This window comes from Streptomyces sp. VTCC 41912, assembly GCF_045799175.1.
GTDB lineage: Bacteria > Actinomycetota > Actinomycetes > Streptomycetales > Streptomycetaceae > Streptomyces > Streptomyces albulus_C.
The window spans coordinates 36050-53465 of sequence record NZ_JBJMAB010000048.1; the positions used below are offsets into that span (position 1 = coordinate 36050).

Sequence of the window (17416 nt, forward strand, 5' to 3'; positions counted from 1 at the left end):
AACGACCCCGCGGCGAACAAGCCGAAACCAGCCGCCCGTTGGCCGAGATGCCGATTCGCCTCCCCTGTATGCGAGGAGTCCGCGCCGCATACCGAACGATCACCGGGCCGCCTGCTTCCCCCACGATCCCCGCCCGGGGACGCCTGCGCCGCGTGACGCCCTGGCCGACCCAACTCGGCGACACCGGATCGATCCCGGCGCGTACTGCTTCCGGACCAACCCGCCAGCAGGACTCCCATCAAGATCGCAGGCGAGCCCGGCGCAATCCGCAGCAGCGGCCCCGCAAGGCGGGCTGACGGCGCTCGATCTCCCACCCTCACGACCGGCCAACGACACTCGCCCTCCTCCCCCCACCCCACCCACCATCAACTCCTCTCCATTTGAGCCAACTTGGCAACAACCGGGCCCGATCACCGACAGGGAGGTTGTCGTGTCCGCGACGAACTCGTTTACTTCGGACAGCAACGGAAACCCAAGGAGGCGTATCAGTCCGATGATCAAGCGAATAGCCGCCCTGGCGGCGCTCGTCCCGGCCATGTTGGGCACCACGGTCGGCGCCGCCGCGGCGCACCCCGCGGCGCACGCGACCACCTCCGTGGTCACCTTGACCTACGACGCCAGTGGCGCCGGTCAGTGGGCGGGCGCGATCAAGCAAGCCGTGCAGAACTGGAACGACGCCGTGCACAACGTGCGCTTGGAGCCGGCGAGCTCCCCCGGCTCGGCCGACTTCGTCTACGAGGCGACCAGCGGGTGGCCACAGACCACGTTGGGGCCGATCTTCCCCGGCGGCAACGGTGACGTGCAGCTGGGCCAGCAGGCGGTCGACGAGGGCTACGACACGACCCGGATCACGGCGCACGAAACCGGGCACATCCTCGGGCTGCCCGACGACTACAGCGGGCCCTGCTCAGAACTCATGTCCGGCCACGGCCCAGGCACGTCCTGCACGAACGCCAAGCCGAACGCGGCCGAGGCGGCCCAGGTCGACAAGAACTACGCCGCCGGCGCACCAGCCGTACGCCCGCAGCACCACCAGGTGGTCATCGACATCTGGTCCGGCCGGACGCACACCAACCCCCGCTGACTGGCCAGCGAGTCAGCCCCACTCGACACCGGCGACCTACGCCGGCCTACAGGCTCGTAGACCGGCGTGGAGCAACAGCAAGGCGCGCGGAGCGACGGCGAAACGACCGAGACGTTGCCGTCGGACCGCACGACCACGACCACGACCACGGCTCCGGCCCGAGCCGTGAAAATCGCCGTTCATCACGCCTATGGGACGGATCCCCATTGCCCGGACCGGCGTCGGACGCCCGCGCACCCGGCCGGCGCATGTGATCGCCGACAGGGCCTACTCGTCCCGCATGATCCGCGGCCACCTCCGTGGCCGACAGATCCCGCACACGATCCCGGAGAGGCGCGACCAGGCCGGACACCGGCTCCGCCCGGGCTCAACGGGCGGCAGGCCGCCCGGCTTCGACCGCGACCACCACAAGCACAGACACAAGACCGCATGCCGGATCGGGCTGCTCAAACAGGCCCGGGCCATGGCCACCAGGAATGACAAGCTCGCCATCCGCTACGAAGCGACCGTCCACCTCGCCGTGATACGGCAGTCGATGTGACCCCCTGCTCCCTCACAAGGTGTTCGGGCGGCCCGAACCGACCTCCGACAGCCTCGGATTCAGTCGGAAGAAATTGATGGCGGCATGCGCGACGAGCGCAACCGGCAGAGCAACGAGAAGGCCCCACGGCACCGCGCCGACTGCAGCCAGCAGACAGATGACCGGAAGGGTGAGGAGAGTGGGGCACGTCGAGGCCAGGGCAATGCATATACGGGTTCGGCGGTTCATGGCCGGACTCCTTTGGCAGATGAAGGTGACAGGGTGACCACAGCACGCGCCAGTCAGGCGGGGCTGTTGCGAGCGCGGTCCAGGTAGTCGGCCAGCTCTCGCCAGTCGTCAGCCGGAGCACCGGGGTCGCCGGACATGGCGGCTGGATCGTCATGCCAGGCAGCTCTTACACCGGCGGAAACGCCGGCATCGCCGCCGGTGACCAACGCGCTCAGCTCATCCATGCGGGCCACCAGTCGGCGGACCTTCGGATCAGTGGGAGGAGTTCCAGCGGCACGGAGCCGTTCGGCCCTGCGGTACAGCTCAGGCCACTCGACCTCGAGCACGTAATGCATCGCAGGCCCCAGGGCAGTGGCTCGGGCCCGCAGGACCTGACTCTGGTCGGCATCCAGGTGGTGGCCTAGCGAGCGCTCGCCCTCCGGTCCGGGGGCGCCGATCGCCCGCAGCGCATCGAGCAGCGCCGTGGCCGTCGGGTTCTGGTCAGCCGACAGCTCGTCACCGAGTCGCACGAGCCGCTCCCGCAGGACACCGAGCGCAGCGAGAGACGTCTCCACGCTGGTCAAGTGGTCCCGAACCAACCGCGCAGGGTCGACCCCGGCATCCAGGCAGGCAGCGATGGTGTCCAGAGCCAGCCCCAGGCTACGGAGCGCCAGCACCTGATACAGGCGGACGAGGTCTTCCTCGGTGTATTCCCTGTGCCCTCCCGTGGTGCGCTGTGAGGGGCTGAGCAGGCGAATGGTGTCCCAGTGGTGCAGCGTGCGCACGGTCAGCCCGCTGGCCTCGGCAAGCCGGCCTACCTTCCAGGTGGCAGAAGTGGTCATAGAGCAACGATGCATCCTCACGCCGCGTGAGGTTCAAACCGTGACAGCGACTGCTGCTACTACTACTCAACTCGACCCAGCGCTGGCCTTGACGCCGGTGTCAAGGTCTAGCGTCTCGGGTGAACCAGGGAGGAGCCACCATGCGGATCGGAGAGCTGGCCGAGCGTGCCGGGGTGAGCACTCGGTCGTTGCGCTACTACGAGGCGCAGGGGCTGCTGCGAGCCCGGCGGGCTGCCAACGGCTATCGCGACTACGGGGACGAGGACCTGCGGATCGTTCGGGAAATCCGCTCGCTGCTGGATCTCGGCTTCGGACTGGAGGAGATCCGGCCCTTCGTGGAGTGTCTGCGCGACGGTCACGAGACCGGCGATCGCTGCGCGGACTCCATCGCCGTCTACCGCCACAAGATCGCCGAGCTGGACGCGTGCATCGCCCACCTGAGCGAGGTGCGTCAGCGGGTCTCCGGACAACTGCAACGGGCCATCGAGGTCCGCACCACCGATCCGCGCTGCGAGTTCTCCCCCTGTGTTTCCGAATGATCCAGCCCGGCCCGCCCAAGAGCAAAGGACACCACCCGTGAACACCACCGAAACCGCCGTCATCACCGTCACCGACGAGACCTTCGACCACCTGGTACTGCACAGCGCGCGGCCCGTCCTCCTCGAGTTCTGGGCATCCTGGTGCGGCCCCTGCCGACAGCTTGCGCCGGTCCTCGAACACATCGCCCGCGAGGAGGCGGACCGCCTGACCGTCGCCAAGCTCAACACCGACGAGAACCCCGCCACGATGATCGCCTGCAACGTTCTCGCCGCTCCCACCTTGCAGGTCTACCGCGATGGCGAGTTGGTGAAGGAAATAGTCGGCGCGCGCCCGAAGCGGCGGCTGATGCATGAACTGGAGGACGTCCTGACGCACAATCAGCTGTAGGGCCGACCGGTGGCCATAGGCGACCAGTGACCAAGTTACCTGCGCGCTAGTCACGTTGTTGCGCCGGGCGACACGGGCGGCGACGCAAGCCGGACCCGGCTCATGGGGACAGGCAGGCCCCGCGAGAACCGCTGCCCAGGCAATGTTCGGCCCAGAGCCTGTCCCATAGGTTGTCCGGCTGGTTGCGTGGTGCTGCTCACGGGAGGGAGCAGGCCGGCACGGATGTGCCTGGGATGCCTCTACGGAAGTGCATTACCGTTCGGAGGAGTCGGAGGGAGGGGATCCTGGTGTCGAGCCGCATACGACGGTGGTCCGTGGGGGTGTTGGGTGCCGTGTTGCTGGTCGGGGCAGACCTGGGCTGTTCCCGTAACGAGGGCGAGCGCGTTGCGTCGGTAGGTGGTGCAGGTTCGGCGTGCGAACTGCCGGTGACCTTCGAGATTCCGACGCAGCGGTGGAGGAAGTCGGAGGACGGGAACGTAGTGGACCCGGAGCGGTCGACCCGGTACGCCTCCTGCGACCTTGAGTGGGGCTCCGGTAAGACGAGCATGGAAATGCGGGTCAGGGTCTACGACAAGGGCAAGGCGAGCGCCGATCCGAGCAAGGCGCTCCTCGACTACGACGGCTACGGCATGAGCAACTACGGCGAGTACTACCACGACCGGCACGAGAACCGGTTGACGATCGCGGGGCACCCCGCCGCGGAGATGAGGTACACAGTCGACCCGCCGACTGCCGAGGACCAGTCCTTCCAAAGACGGACGCTCGCGGTGGTCACGCGCGATGCCACGATCCTGCTGCGGATGGGCGCCCGCAACCCCGGCGCCGACGAGCGCAACCGCAAGGTCTACGACCGGGTGAAGTCCTCCCTGCGGATCACCCCCTGACAGCTTCCACCTGCGGTGGATCACGCCACGGGACACCTGTCCGCTACCGGCCGGGAATGCCGTTGATCACCCTGCGATGGCTTTCCCAACGCCCTTCTCCACCACCACTCTTCGGCACATGCGGCTCCAGCCGACCCCACTCCTCTTCCGACAGGTCACCCGCCTACACAGGCCCGAACGACGTCTGCTCGAGCACGTCAGACGACCGAGCGGACACGCCCCAGCAAGATCGTGTTCGCGCCGAGCACCGGGTGTCCCCGGCGTGATCCGCTCCGCGACTCGGGACCGATCCGCCGCCGAAGGCTACGACCACCTCCATCGCCGTCGCCCCCGCACCAGCACGGGCCCAAGGTCCGCATCGCGCGTCGTGGGACCGAGGACGAGACCTCGCTCGGCCGCCACCGATGGCTCGTCGAGCGCACCGTATGCTGGCTGCTGCGGTTCGCACGTCTCGGACTGCGCTCGACCGCACACAACCACCGTGCGCCGACTGCTCACCTCGGGCTGTGCACGGATTGCCTGGCGTCGACCCGTGCGGCAAGAGTCGTGCGACCGGGATTGTCGACGTCGCCGCGGGCCGTCGCTCGCGCGAGTTGCCACGGGCCTCGGCCTACGGCTTGAGGGGAGACTCTGATGGGTTCGTTCGATGTGCCGCTGGACGACGAACGCACCCAGCTCGATGCATTCATCGAGGAATACCGCAGCGCCATCGAGTTGACTCTCGACGGTCTCACCGAAGAACAGGCCCGCCGCCAACTCGTCACGTCGAAAACGACGTTGCTCGGTCTGCTCAAGCACGTCACGTGGATGCAGCGGGTGTGGTTCGAAGAGTGCGCCGGCGGCACGTCCCGCCAGGAACTCGGTCTGGTACCGAATCCGGACGCATCCTTCCAGCTCTCCGACGACGACACCGTCGCCTCGGTCACGGCGGCCCACCGGGAAGCCTGCGCCACGGCCCGGACGACGATCGCGGACCTGCCGCTGGACGCCGTCGTGACGGGCCATCGGACCGGGCCGCGCACGCTTCGCTGGGTGTACCTGCAAGTTCTGCGAGAGCTGGCCCACCATTGCGGACACGCCGACATCCTGCGCGAACAGGTACTCGCTGACTGAGTCCTGAGACCACGTCCGACGAGGTGAACGCGCGGCGTCCGCCGCGGCCGGTCGCCGGCCAGCGGGCCCGGACCTCGGTGGCGTCAAGGCGCAACTCGCCGCCCGCAGCCCGGGCGTAGGCGAACACGCCGCCCGGAGTTCGCAAGCACGGATCGGGCCGGGGACTTTAGACGTCGTCTCATTTGGTGTGCTCGGTAGTCTGCGGTCGTGGGAATCGTGGAGCGTTTGGTGCCGGATGAGCTCTGGTCGTTGTTCGAGCGGGTGGTGCCGCCGGCGCCGATTCGGCGGCAGGGTGGCGGCCGACAGAGGTATGGGGATCGTGAAGTGCTTGCGGCGATCATCTTTGTCGCCACGTCAGGCTGTACCTGGAGGCAGTTGCCTCCGTCTTTCGGGCCGTCCGGGCCGACGGCTCACCGGCGCTTCACCGAGTGGAGCAAGGCCAGGGTGCGGGCGAAGCTGCACCGCCTGGTGCTGGACGAACTGGGTACGCGCGGCGACCTGAACTGGAGTCGCTGCGCGATCGACTCGGTGAACATGCGGGCCCTGAAAGGGGGGACCTGACCGGTCCGAATCCTGTCGATCGAGGCAAGAAAGGCTCGAAGACCCACTTGACTACCTAGCGGACCGGTCTGCCCATCTCGATCGGCATCTCCGGCGCGAACCTGCACGACAGCCAGGCCCTCGAACCGCTCGTCCGCGGCATCCCGCCGATCCGTTCCCGCCGTGGCCCCCGCAGGCGACGTCCCGCAAAGCTGCACGCCGACAAGGGCTACGACTACGACCTCCTGCGGCGATGGCTCCGTTTACGCGGAATCACCCACCACATCGCGCGCAAGGGCATCGAGCCCTCCAAGCGACTGGGCCGCCACCGCTGGACCATCGAACGCACTACGGCCTGGCTCGCCGGCTGCCGACGACGCCACCGTCGCTACGAGCGCAAAGCCGACCACTTCCTCGCCTTCACCAGTATCGCCTGCACCCTCATCTGCTACCGCAGACTCGCCAAATGAGACGACCTCTGAACCGCACGGCCCCGTCCGCCCAGGCACGGTCGGATCTGGCCGACGACCCGGCTGATGGCGGAACGGTCGACACCAAACACCGTTGCGGCAGTATGTCGCGCCTCTTTCCGCGGGATCCCGATCGGCGCACAGAACGCGCCAGCCCGATCCCGGCCAGGAGCTCCTTCAAGCGGAAACGCGAGGAAGGGTCGCCACCCAGTTCCCGAGGACCCGAGGACCCGAAAGAGAAGAAATGTCAATTACGAGACGTGCGACTTTTCGCGAGCTCACCCATGAGGACATTCATGCACTCATCGAGGTACGGTATTAGCCGTACATATACCGGGGTTCACCCCGCCGAGGTCGTGACATCCGCACACGGTCAACTGGTCGACCACCCCGACAAGGGTGGCCTGAGTAAGGACACAACGTTCCAGCGCATAGGCTTCGCCCACTCCGAGGTCAGCTGTGACGCGTCCCGCGAGCGTTATCACTCGGAAGCCCGCGACAACATCCAAAGAATGCGAGATCTATTCTCCCCCTACGCGTCGCCGAGTGACACCCTGCGCCTCCTCCTCGAAGAGACCTGGAATCCCGGGGCAAGCCTGCTGAGCGTTGAAGGGCGGAAGGCGTTCATCGGCATCTGCCGGTTCCAGGACCAGGGAGTGGATCTCAATCCGCATACCGACCCTGGAACGCAATCTTCCCTCGACGGACGCACAAGAGCTGGTCGCACAGCTCTCGGCCAACATCTACATCAACATCCCGCACACCGGCGGCGAACTCGAACTATGGGGCACCGAACCTGGCGAGCACGCCTACAACAAGCTCAAGGGGGACGGGTCTGGGGCCTCAAACGCGATCAGTGGGGCCCGCCGAAGGCGGTCATCAAGCCTGCGCCGGGCGATCTGCTGCTCCTCAACCCGCGCCAGATCCATGCGGTACGGCCGTCCAGCGACGAGCCCCGCATCACCTTGGGCCATTTCATCGGCTACCACGGTACCGACCGGCCGCTCACCCTGTGGAGCTGAGGCAGGAATGAACTCCTACCTCGTCGACGGACGCACGAAGGCGAATTTCGGGGAGGCCGCCAAGAAACTCACCCTCGCCGGCACGCGAGCAATTCTGCTGGTGAGTGTCGGCCAGCGCTATCACGAGGGTGACAAACTCAGAGCCACAGCGGAGCTGGTGAACCGCAGCGAATTCAAGCAGTTGACCATCGCGGTGGCCGACACCTTGCAGCGCTCCAACTACATCGACGCATCTCCCGAGCAGGCATACGCACGTTTCCTGCGCGAGGGGGACGAATGGCTTGAGCGCAACGACAAGATCCTGGGCCAGCTTTCCGTTCCCAACGAGGTGCTCCGGTGGGAAGAAGCACTGAAGGACCCCGACTACCCCCAATTCAGGCAGCGCGTCGAACGCGCATACGCGGAGAATGCAGAGTACCGCCAGGCGGTAGATTCCACCATCAAGAAGTTCATTGACCGGCTCACGGCACGTGACCCTGAAGCGGACACCGAGAAGGCGTTCAAAGGATGCCTGGAATACCTCATAGAGGAGTGCCCCACCACCATTCCGATGTGGGCACACCAGGGCTACGACTACGTCATCTGCCCACAGCCGATGACGGCCGCCCTGGCTGAATCCCAACGGCTGTTCGTCACGACGGAATACCCCGGAAAGGGAGGCTGGTTGTCCTTGAGGTTCAAGAAGCGGGCCGCCGCTGCTGACCAACCTGCCTAGAGCTTCACGATCATCACCATCCGGTACAGAGGACACGGCACTGTGACGTCATCGACCACCACCCCCAAGTCAGCGACGAAGACCCCATCGGACCGCAGGTGGTGGGCCTTCGCCGGGGTGAGCCTGATCAGCTTCCTCGGCTGCATCGATCTCACGATCGTGAACACGGCCGCCCCGCAGATCCAGAAGGACCTCGGTGCGTCCGTCACCGACCTCCAGCTCATCGTCAACATGTTCATCGTCGCCTTGTCCATGTTCATGGTGACCATGGGGCGGCTAGCCGACTCCTACGGCCGGCGTCGTGTCCTCTACATCGGCACGGTCGTCTTCGGACTCGCCTCGCTCGGCGCCGGCTTCGCCCCCACCACCGGCTGGCTCATCGCCTTCCGGTTCCTGCAGGGCGCCGCCGGGGCGATCCTCTACACCTCCACCGGCGCCATCGTCCAGAACGCCTTCCCCGAATCCCAGCGCGGCCGGGCCATCGGTGCCCTGTACGGGGTCAACGGTGTCGGCCTCGCCATCGGGCCCATGCTCGGCGGGGTGCTCGTCTCCGCCGCCGGCTGGCACTGGGTGTTCTGGCTCAACGTCCCGCTCGTCGCACTCGCACTGTCGCTGTGCTCGTTCAGCGTCCGTGAGTCCCGCAACGAGGAAGCCACCACCGGCGTGGACTGGCCCGGCCTCATCCTCATCAGCCTCGGCATCCCCGCCATCGTGCTCGCTTTCGCACTCGGCGGCGCATGGGGCTGGACGAGCCTTCCCACGCTGGGACTTCTCGCCTTCGCTCTGATCGTGCTCATCGCCTTCTACCTCGTGGAGAAGCGCGCCGCCGACCCCGTCATCCGCTTCAGCCTCTTCAAGCACCGTGCCTTCCTCGCCGCGATCGTCTCGGACTTCGCACTCGCCTCCTTCTACGCCACCGTGCTCTTCCTGCTGCCCCTCTACCTCGACGAAGTACGCGGCTACGACGGTTACGCCACCGGTGCCCTCCTGCTGCCCTGCACGGCGGTGATGGCGGTGCTGTCCCCCTTCGTGGGGCGCCTGACCGACCGCTACGGCCCCCGGAAGATCCTCATCGCGGGCTTCACCGCATTCACCGTCTCGGCCCTGCTGTTCACCCAACTCACCGCCCACACCTCCCTCTTCCTCATCGTGGTGGCGCTGGTCGCGATGGGACTGGCCTGGGGCAGCGTGCTCGGCCCCGCCACCGTCTCCGCCCTGTCCTCGGTGCCGGAACGACAAGCCGGCCTCGCCATGGGCTCCTCCTGGACCTTCCACAACCTCGGCGGAGCCATCGGCCTGGCAGCAGGCATCGTGCTCTACCGGGTACAGGCCGAATCCCACCTCACCGACACTCTGTCGGCCAAGGGCGTGGCCATCGGCCCCTGGGCCCGGGACGCCGTCGCCGACCCGGAGCGCGCCACTGAACTCCTCAAGGAACACACCTCCCTCAACGCACACGACATCACCGACGTCTTCAACCAGATGTTCGCGCACGGCACCCAGTCGGCAATGTGGATGCTGGTCGGCACCTCCGGGGCCGCCCTGATCATCCTCGGCCTGCTCAGCCTCACCGACCGCCGCCAAGCCGCCTGACACACCAAGGGGAGCAGCCTCATCCGGCCACTCCCCTCGTCGCCTTCCAGGACGTTCCGCACACTCACCAGGAACCCGCAGTGACGCCGCACAACGGCTCGGCGACTGCGACCGCCAACTGAGCGCCAGGCTCTCCAGGCAACGGGACGACGTCCGCCCTTGCGGGGACGACTGAGCAGGTTCAACGATCAGCACGCCGAAAGTCGACTGTCACGACGGGCCTGTCTCGGCGCCCTGACACAGAGCCCCGGCCAACCTCCGCTCAGGGTCCGGGCCAGAAGTCGACCGCCGGCCACCGTCATCGGAGTAGCGTGATGTCCGCGCGAGAGGAGTAGGACTTGGCGGATCTCCAGTGGGCCAGGGCCACGGGCCAACCTCGCGAGGCAACCGGCTATGCCGGCGAGGCCATCCCCCGAAGCGTCGAGGCGGTCCGAGAACGCTTGCGGGCCGACCGGCGGCAGGAGTTCGATCAGGAACTCGGTGCCCTTGATGGTGGCGGCGCGTTCGCGGCATGGCTCAACCACAAGTGGACCCAGGTCCTAGCCGACGCCGCCCTCGACGACGAGGCCAGGGAGGCTGCGATTGGGGTCGCCGACGTCGCCCTGCATGTCCGCGCCGAAGGCGGGCCCACCTACACGTCTGATGAGGTCAAGCAGATGATCACGAGGAAGGCTTCGTGAGCCATACCGTCATCTGGGAACGGGCCGCCTCCGAGGGACTGAAACGGCTACCCGCCAAGTACGGCGACACGGTCAAACCCTTCGTCCGCGCCGTCAACGCGCTCGCAGACAACCCCGAACCACGCTCCAGCAACAGACTCGGCGGCACCCACCTGCGATGCCTACGGGTCGGGGAGTTCCGTGCCACCTACGAATTCGACGGGGCCCACCTCGCCGTGAAAGTCCTGACCGCCGACGCCACGCCTGCCTAACGCAGGGAACCCGAGCGCGATAGCCGGTCTCCCGCGCCTGAGTCAAACCTCGAAGCCGGCACATCAGAGCCAGCACCGGCCGACTCACGAAGGCGGAACCACCACATGCGGGCTCCGCAGCTCTGGACAACCACAGTCAGCGCAACGGACGACAACCCGATGGAACTCGCCCATGGGTGTGGAGACGAGCGCCTGATGGTGGGAACGCAGCCGGAGCGGGCTCCCCGGCAGACGCGGGGACGGCCACTAACGGGACAGCGGTTGGCTTGGCTCCTTCTCGTAGGCGTGTCGGGCACGTCATAGGGTGTGCGGGCACGATGTACGAGGGCTTGCGCAAGGCCACGTACGAAAACGATCGAACGTATCGAGGGGGCGTCGTGGGTGACATACAGGTGGACACGGCGAAGGTCCGTGGCACCGGCGATGACATGAAGGCGCTGTCGAGCGACACCCAGCGGCGCTTGTCGCATGTCCTTGACAGCTCTGAAGAGGTTTACTTCGACGCCATGTTTTGGAAGAGCGGTAACGCTGTCATGTCGTGCCGCACTGCTTGGCAAGATCACATGATCGAGCTCGCCAAGCAGATGGGCGAACTGGGGCAGCGTTTGCAAGACTCCGCCGACGGCTACGATGCTGCCGACCAGGAAGCCGTTACGCGACTGAGGGCCGGCATGCGGGACCTGGGAAGGAACTGACACCTTGGTCTCGTACTCGGAACTCATCAGTGCCCATCCGCAGAAATGGAAAGAAGCCGCGGACGACTGGGCAGCACTGGCGAAGTATGCTTTGAATGCGGCGCACGATGTACGTGAGCAAGGCGTCAAGCCTCTTGCCGATAATTGGGCCGACGAAGTCGGCGCAGCTGCGGCCGGCGATTTCGTGACGTTGGCGAACCAACTCGAGTCGGCGTACGACCTGCTGCTCAGCGTCAAGATGGTCATGGAAGGCATGCATACCAGCCTTGAAACGGCGATGAGCATCGCGCACCAGATAGCCGATCTCTCACGAGCTCATGACCTTCCTCTAGGCGAGGACGGCATGCCGCTGGAGTGTCCCAGCGCGAACGCCGAAGCTGGCCAGCAGCAGGCATACCGCGAAATCGTCGCACTGCGGGACCAAGCGGTTCAGCAGGCGACTGAAGCGGACGAGAAGACAGCGGCCGAGCTGTACCGTCTGGCAGGTACGGTCAGTATCAATGATCCGGACAAGGCGCTCAAAGAGCAGAACCGCGCATCGCACGTCGAAATGGACATGCTCGCCGCCGACATCCCGAAGAAAGGTACTGACCCGTCTGTGGTACGGGCCTGGTGGAACGGCCTAAGCGAGAAGCAGCAGCACGACTTGATGCGTGCCGAGCCGGTAAAGATCGCTCATCTCGACGGAATTCCTGAGAACATCAAACGTGAAATGCGTGGCACGGATGGGAAATTCGACCGCGTGAAGATGGTGGAGTACGCGCTGGAGAACTGGGACAAGAAGGACCCGATCCAGTTCGACAACAATTGCACCAACTTCGTGTCCCAAGCACTTGACCACGCAGGCATGGAGCACAAAATCGACTTCTGGTCGGGCGCCCGAGGCGACGATACGTGGGGAAATACCGGCGGCATCGGCATCGACACAATCGACGCGAGCATGTACTACTCAAAGACTTGGGCTGGAGCCGAGAATCAGCAGAACTTCATGCTCAAGCACGGCGGGGAGGAAGTACCACGATCCGAGGCACGGCCCGGCGACATCATCTACTACGAGCAGCAGGGCCCCAACGACAAGATCGAGCAGGGCAACACCCACCACGCCGCCGTGGTCACGGCCGTGATGCCGGACGGCGAGATCAAGTACACACAACACCAGGACTCGTACCAGAACGTGAGTCTGCAAGGGAGACTCCCAACGACGGAAAAGGCCGAAGGACAGCAGCGAATCCGCATCGTCCGCCCGCACCCGGATTGGTACTGACGTGAGTACCGCAGCCACACCACAACGCGTCCAGCGCGGGCAACGTCCGTCGGGACGTTGGCAGACGATGATCCTCTCCGTGCCGCTGCTCTCGGCAGCCGCCGTCGTCAGCTTCTTTGTGTCGGTCTCACTCTCCAACGGGCACCACGAATTCCAGTCGACGGCATGCCGGTACACGCTTCTGCCATGGACTCACTTCGCCGTCGCCTACGGCGGCCTGGCGGCGGCCGTCATGTCGGTGGCTGTCCATCTGCTGATGTTCCGGTCCGCACGACATGCAGGGCAGAATCCCAACTGTGGTTGGCAGAGCACGGTTTCAACGATCTTCTTCATCATCGCCTGCCTCATGATCCTGCTGACGGCCGGCATGGTCGTCGTGACACACATGGACGCTTCCCAGTCAGCTGCGAATATCGGAAAACCCATCTGCGAAGGCTGACCCTGTGGCCTGTGTCGATGGATACGCCCCGCTGCTTCATCGTTGACCCCGCGCTCGGCCTCGTGGCGCTCGCGGTGGTCGGCCTTGTCGAAGTTCGGCAGCCGACTGCCCTGAGCTCCGAGCCGCTGGCGGTTGCGGGACCCGGTCCGCCGAGACCGGGATCGTCGACCGGCGAGGGCGCTGGCCGCACGGTGCGGGGCATGCAGCAGAACTACCCCCGCGCGCTCAGGGGCGCGCTGTCCTGGATGAACTCCGAGCTACCCCCGCGCGTGCGGGCGCGGGGAGCGGCGCTCGCCCTGGGCGCCCTGGTGGGTGCTGCGGGGCTCATCCCCGCATGCGCGGGGAGCGGGAGCGTGCGCCCGCAGGTTCGTGATGGTCTGCGGGCTCATCCCCGCGGGTGCGGGGAGCGGCACAGGCGGGATATGACCTCGAAGTCACTGTCGGGCTCAACCCCGCGGGTGCGGGGAGCGGGGCGCCGGCCGGTGTGCCGAGGTTCGCGGATCGGGCTCAACCCCGCGGGTGCGGGGAGCGGTGCCCGCCAGTACCGCCATCGGTCTCACGCTCGGGCTCAACCCCGCGGGTGCGGGGAGCGGATCGCGTCTCACATCCCCAGCGTGGTCTGGGCGGGCTCAACCCCGCGGGTGCGGGGAGCGGTGTGCGAGGAGGTCACCTTCGATGACGTCGTCGGGCTCAACCCCGCGGGTGCGGGGAGCGGAGCAGGCGGCGGCGTGAGTGGCCTTCGGATCGGGGCTCAACCCCGCGGGTGCGGGGAGCGGGACCACTTCGACGAGACCGCCCGGGTGTGGGTGGGCTCAACCCCGCGGGTGCGGGGAGCGGCACAGGTAGCGTTCGATGGCCGGCGTCGCGTTGGGCTCAACCCCGCGGGTGCGGGGAGCGGCCGGCCCTACCCCTGCGGGCAGGCAAGGTCCCGGGCTCAACCCCGCGGGTGCGGGGAGCGGGTCCCGGCAAGCGGCGCAGTTGCCCATGGGCAGGGCTCAACCCCGCGGGTGCGGGGAGCGGTCGTGACCGCCACCGGGGAGTGCCCATAGGTCGGGCTCAACCCCGCGGGTGCGGGGAGCGGAGCGCCTCGTCGGCGGTGGGCCGGTGGGGCTGGGGCTCAACCCCGCGGGTGCGGGGAGCGGAACCGGCGGTTGGTGCCCCTGCAGCGCGGGGCGGGCTCAACCCCGCGGGTGCGGGGAGCGGCGCCAGTCGTCGGACATGGTGGGGCTCCTCGGGGGCTCAACCCCGCGGGTGCGGGGAGCGGACCGCGGGTCGACTCTGCCCGCACCAGACCGCGGGCTCAACCCCGCGGGTGCGGGGAGCGGGACACCAAGCCGGGCCCCCACATCCGCCCGATGGGCTCAACCCCGCGGGTGCGGGGAGCGGCGCATGTTCCGCTTGTTGGCGATCTGTGCACCGGGGCTCAACCCCGCGGGTGCGGGGAGCGGCTTGACGATGTAGCGGGCCAGAGCCTCCCCTCGGGCTCAACCCCGCGGGTGCGGGGAGCGGCGTCCGGCTGTTGCTGCGGTGGACGCCGGATCGGGCTCAACCCCGCGGGTGCGGGGAGCGGGGTCGTCGGCCTCGTCGGTGTCGCGGGCGTCGCGGGCTCAACCCCGCGGGTGCGGGGAGCGGACGCTGCCGAGGGAAGGTGGGGGCGCGGGGTCGGGCTCAACCCCGCGGGTGCGGGGAGCGGCCTCCACCGGTGCCGGCCCGGCCCGCGCAGATGGGCTCAACCCCGCGGGTGCGGGGAGCGGGGGCGGAGCGGACGCCAGCCGGCTTGCCGCCAGGGCTCAACCCCGCGGGTGCGGGGAGCGGTTGGACACCTTGGACAGGCCGTCCACCCCCGAGGGCTCAACCCCGCGGGTGCGGGGAGCGGAATCCGGCACCGGCCAGGTCGATTTGGGGGGGCTCAACCCCGCGGGTGCGGGGAGCGGGCGCCCCCGTCGAGCACCCGGTCGTGGCCCTCGGGCTCAACCCCGCGGGTGCGGGGAGCGGGCGCCCGCTCCACGCCGCGTCCGCGAAACGCAGGGCTCAACCCCGCGGGTGCGGGGAGCGGGGTGCTGACGCCTCCTTCGTCGTTCGGGGTGGGGGCTCAACCCCGCGGGTGCGGGGAGCGGGGAGTGTCCTGGGTCTTCCAGGCGGGGTCGTAGGGCTCATCCCCGCGGGTGCGGGGAGCGGACTTCGTGAGCTGTACTTTTATCAAGGGGCGACGCTTGTTTCAGCAAGGATGAGAGAAAAGGGCATACAGAACAAACGGGAACCCGTTCGGTCAGAGACACCTCCACGCCACAGGCTATGCCCTCACACCGAGGCCCTCGGGGAAACCGCCAAGGCCCCAAAGACACCCCCGACGAGGCCCTGCTCCCCTCCTACAGTGCCGGGCGTGAAACCGCATGCGCGCCAGGCGGTTCGCTACGAACCGCGGGAAGCAAGGCCCAGCCCGTGGGGAGTCCGGTTTCCGGGGATTATCGAGATGCCCACGCACGTGGGGGCCGCGCTGCCTGATCCACCCGCACGGCTGCCCGGCCCCGGCTGCCCGCGGTGCGAAGAGCGGCAGCTCGACCGTCGTTTGCAGCGTCTCGCGGTCGCGGCGGCCTCCGGCGACGCTTCGATGCTGAGCCCTGAGGCGGAGCAGCGAGCGGCTACCGAACGGCAGCCGCACCGGGAGATGACGGCCAGGACGTGGGCACCCGAGCGAGAGCGAGTACGAGCACCTCTGGCAGGCGGTCGTCGCAGTCCGCGCCGAAGCCGCAGCCGCGCGGCCCGAGGGCAACCTCGACCTCACAGTCATTGCGCCGGCACCGGTCGTGCCGCGCGCGCCCGACCGGCCCCGGGGCCGGGTCAAGACGCTCAGCGTGACGTGAGGAGAGGCATGGACGCCTTACTCGCTCCTCACACCACTCTGCGCCTCGGAGGCCCCGTCGAGGCGCTGCTCGCCCACACCGACCTGGTCTCGTGGCCCGACCTCGTCCAAGCCGTCGTGGACCAGCAGCCGGCCGTCCTCGGCGGCAGTAACGCTCTGGCGGCCGACGCTGGTCGAACTCCCCCGCGCGGGAACGACAACCAGGCCCGGCCAGTGTTCAGAATCTTGATCGAGCTCCCCCGCCACGGGGGGGGGCCGCCCCGCGCGCGTGTTCCTTCTACGAACCCCACCCCGTCAGGTCAGCGTGAAGCACCGAGGGTTCGCCGTGCCTCAGCCCACAGCCGCTCGAACTCCGCCGCGGGAATCCCGGCTGCATGCGGCTGCTCCTGCCAGCCGTCAAGACTGCCCTCGGCGAGCACACCGTACTGCCGCTCATACCAATCCATCGCAGCAAGATCAGCATGGTCGCGCAGGTGCAGAACCTCCTCCAGGCAAGCCGCTGTCACGGGCTTCGAGTCCGCCCCCCGGACCTCAACCTGGCGAACTGCCCAGCCCTCGTCATCGGCCTCGAAATACAGCCACAGGTCTTCGTCCTCGTAATACGTGCGGAACCAACTGGTCATGCCACATCCTCGCCCCCGCTTCCACCATGAGCACTGTCCCATCTTGACGAAACCCATAGGGGCCCCCGAGGCGGAGCAGCGGGCTGCTACCGAACGACAGTTGCATCGGGACGTGACTGCCAGAGCGTGGGCACCTGAGTGGGAACGGGGCCGCGCCCGGCAGATCGTCGTCGCAGCCCGCACCCCGCCCGGCCGCCATCGCCCCTCTCCCGGCACCGCAGTTCCACGATGCCGACGACGACCTGGTACTCGAGGACCTGCCTCGCGAGCCGGTCCTGGGCTGATGTGACCGCGCCGCCGCCGACCACCGACGACTGGCACTCCTCGACCGGCCCCCAACCCCTCCCAGCACTCGGTATCGTCGACAGCGCACCACCTGCTCATTGACAAAACAACAGCACCCCAGCCACAACACCGCAGGTCAGAAAGGTCCTCCCCACGCACGTGGGGGTGTTCCCGCTCGCCCGTCCGGACCCCGACTTCTGGGCTAAGAGCTCCTAACGCAACACTGGTAGCCGTGTCCTCCGGACGGATGCGTCGGTTGCTTGGGTATGGGCAAGCGGAACCCTCAACCCTGACTGTTTGACGATGAGTTGTGGTCGAGAATCGAGCCGTTGCTGCCATCGAAACCCGATGGTCAGCGGCGGCCGGGGCGGAAGAAGG

At 67.4% G+C, this 17416-nt stretch carries 17 protein-coding genes, 2 pseudogenes and 1 CRISPR repeat array; of the genes and pseudogenes, 16 read left to right on the forward strand and 3 right to left on the reverse strand.

Annotation, left to right across the window (positions count from 1 at the left end; all coding sequences use genetic code 11):
- Positions 1 to 493 precede the first annotated feature (493 nt).
- On the forward strand, positions 494 to 1084 hold the full coding sequence (locus ACJ6WD_RS36940) for a snapalysin family zinc-dependent metalloprotease (protein ID WP_407617424.1): 591 nt from the start codon (positions 494 to 496) through the stop codon (positions 1082 to 1084).
- 280 nt (positions 1085 to 1364) lie between these two features.
- On the forward strand, positions 1365 to 1625 hold the full coding sequence (locus ACJ6WD_RS36945) for a hypothetical protein (protein WP_376444229.1): 261 nt from the start codon (positions 1365 to 1367) through the stop codon (positions 1623 to 1625).
- 12 nt (positions 1626 to 1637) lie between these two features.
- On the opposite strand, the gene ACJ6WD_RS36950 is transcribed toward ACJ6WD_RS36945, so the two are convergent.
- Positions 1638 to 1853 (reverse strand): hypothetical protein, encoded by a 216-nt coding sequence (locus tag ACJ6WD_RS36950; RefSeq protein WP_233661068.1) that lies wholly within the window; start codon positions 1851 to 1853, stop codon positions 1638 to 1640.
- Between the two features lie 53 nt (positions 1854 to 1906).
- The gene (locus ACJ6WD_RS36955; RefSeq protein ID WP_376444226.1) at positions 1907 to 2674 is read right to left on the reverse strand and encodes a MerR family transcriptional regulator; all 768 of its coding nucleotides are present in this window, start codon (positions 2672 to 2674) and stop codon (positions 1907 to 1909) included.
- A gap of 140 nt (positions 2675 to 2814) precedes the next feature.
- On the opposite strand from ACJ6WD_RS36955, the gene ACJ6WD_RS36960 reads away from it, so the two are divergent.
- From ACJ6WD_RS36960 to ACJ6WD_RS37025, 14 genes and pseudogenes are all read left to right on the forward strand, one after another.
- Entirely contained in the window at positions 2815 to 3213 is a 399-nt protein-coding gene (locus ACJ6WD_RS36960; RefSeq protein ID WP_233661066.1) for a MerR family transcriptional regulator, read from the forward strand.
- 37 nt (positions 3214 to 3250) lie between these two features.
- Complete coding sequence (gene trxA / locus ACJ6WD_RS36965; protein WP_407617425.1) at positions 3251 to 3601, forward strand: thioredoxin; 351 nt, start codon at positions 3251 to 3253, stop codon at positions 3599 to 3601.
- Between the two features lie 332 nt (positions 3602 to 3933).
- Complete coding sequence (locus ACJ6WD_RS36970; RefSeq protein WP_407617434.1) at positions 3934 to 4485, forward strand: lipoprotein; 552 nt, start codon at positions 3934 to 3936, stop codon at positions 4483 to 4485.
- Between the two features lie 354 nt (positions 4486 to 4839).
- Positions 4840 to 4947: pseudogene (locus ACJ6WD_RS36975) on the forward strand (IS5/IS1182 family transposase); the annotation flags it as partial.
- Between the two features lie 171 nt (positions 4948 to 5118).
- On the forward strand, positions 5119 to 5598 hold the full coding sequence (locus ACJ6WD_RS36980) for a DinB family protein (protein WP_331247999.1): 480 nt from the start codon (positions 5119 to 5121) through the stop codon (positions 5596 to 5598).
- A 216-nt stretch (positions 5599 to 5814) separates the two neighbouring features.
- Positions 5815 to 6608 (forward strand): annotated as a pseudogene (locus ACJ6WD_RS36985) (IS5 family transposase).
- Between the two features lie 356 nt (positions 6609 to 6964).
- The gene (locus ACJ6WD_RS36990) at positions 6965 to 7630 is read left to right on the forward strand and encodes a hypothetical protein (RefSeq protein WP_407617426.1); all 666 of its coding nucleotides are present in this window, start codon (positions 6965 to 6967) and stop codon (positions 7628 to 7630) included.
- 7 nt (positions 7631 to 7637) lie between these two features.
- On the forward strand, positions 7638 to 8345 hold the full coding sequence (locus ACJ6WD_RS36995; protein ID WP_407617427.1) for a tRNA-dependent cyclodipeptide synthase: 708 nt from the start codon (positions 7638 to 7640) through the stop codon (positions 8343 to 8345).
- Positions 8346 to 8387: 42 nt separating this feature from the next.
- The gene (locus tag ACJ6WD_RS37000; RefSeq protein WP_407617428.1) at positions 8388 to 9938 is read left to right on the forward strand and encodes an MFS transporter; all 1551 of its coding nucleotides are present in this window, start codon (positions 8388 to 8390) and stop codon (positions 9936 to 9938) included.
- 338 nt (positions 9939 to 10276) lie between these two features.
- Complete coding sequence (locus ACJ6WD_RS37005; RefSeq protein WP_407617429.1) at positions 10277 to 10618, forward strand: hypothetical protein; 342 nt, start codon at positions 10277 to 10279, stop codon at positions 10616 to 10618.
- Complete coding sequence (locus tag ACJ6WD_RS37010; protein ID WP_407617430.1) at positions 10615 to 10869, forward strand: type II toxin-antitoxin system RelE family toxin; 255 nt, start codon at positions 10615 to 10617, stop codon at positions 10867 to 10869. Before ACJ6WD_RS37005 ends, ACJ6WD_RS37010 begins: the two co-directional genes overlap by 4 nt.
- Positions 10870 to 11246: 377 nt before the next feature.
- On the forward strand, positions 11247 to 11564 hold the full coding sequence (locus ACJ6WD_RS37015) for a WXG100 family type VII secretion target (protein ID WP_038524054.1): 318 nt from the start codon (positions 11247 to 11249) through the stop codon (positions 11562 to 11564).
- 4 nt (positions 11565 to 11568) lie between these two features.
- Complete coding sequence (locus ACJ6WD_RS37020; protein ID WP_407617431.1) at positions 11569 to 12828, forward strand: amidase domain-containing protein; 1260 nt, start codon at positions 11569 to 11571, stop codon at positions 12826 to 12828.
- A 79-nt stretch (positions 12829 to 12907) separates the two neighbouring features.
- On the forward strand, positions 12908 to 13267 hold the full coding sequence (locus ACJ6WD_RS37025; RefSeq protein WP_407617432.1) for a hypothetical protein: 360 nt from the start codon (positions 12908 to 12910) through the stop codon (positions 13265 to 13267).
- A gap of 320 nt (positions 13268 to 13587) precedes the next feature.
- A CRISPR array of direct repeats spans positions 13588 to 15445; the repeat unit is 29 nt; unit sequence GGGCTCAACCCCGCGGGTGCGGGGAGCGG.
- Positions 15446 to 16429: 984 nt separating this feature from the next.
- Here the strand turns inward: ACJ6WD_RS37025 and ACJ6WD_RS37030 are convergent.
- Positions 16430 to 16753 (reverse strand): hypothetical protein, encoded by a 324-nt coding sequence (locus ACJ6WD_RS37030; RefSeq protein WP_407617433.1) that lies wholly within the window; start codon positions 16751 to 16753, stop codon positions 16430 to 16432.
- Between the last annotated feature and the right edge of the window lie 663 nt (positions 16754 to 17416).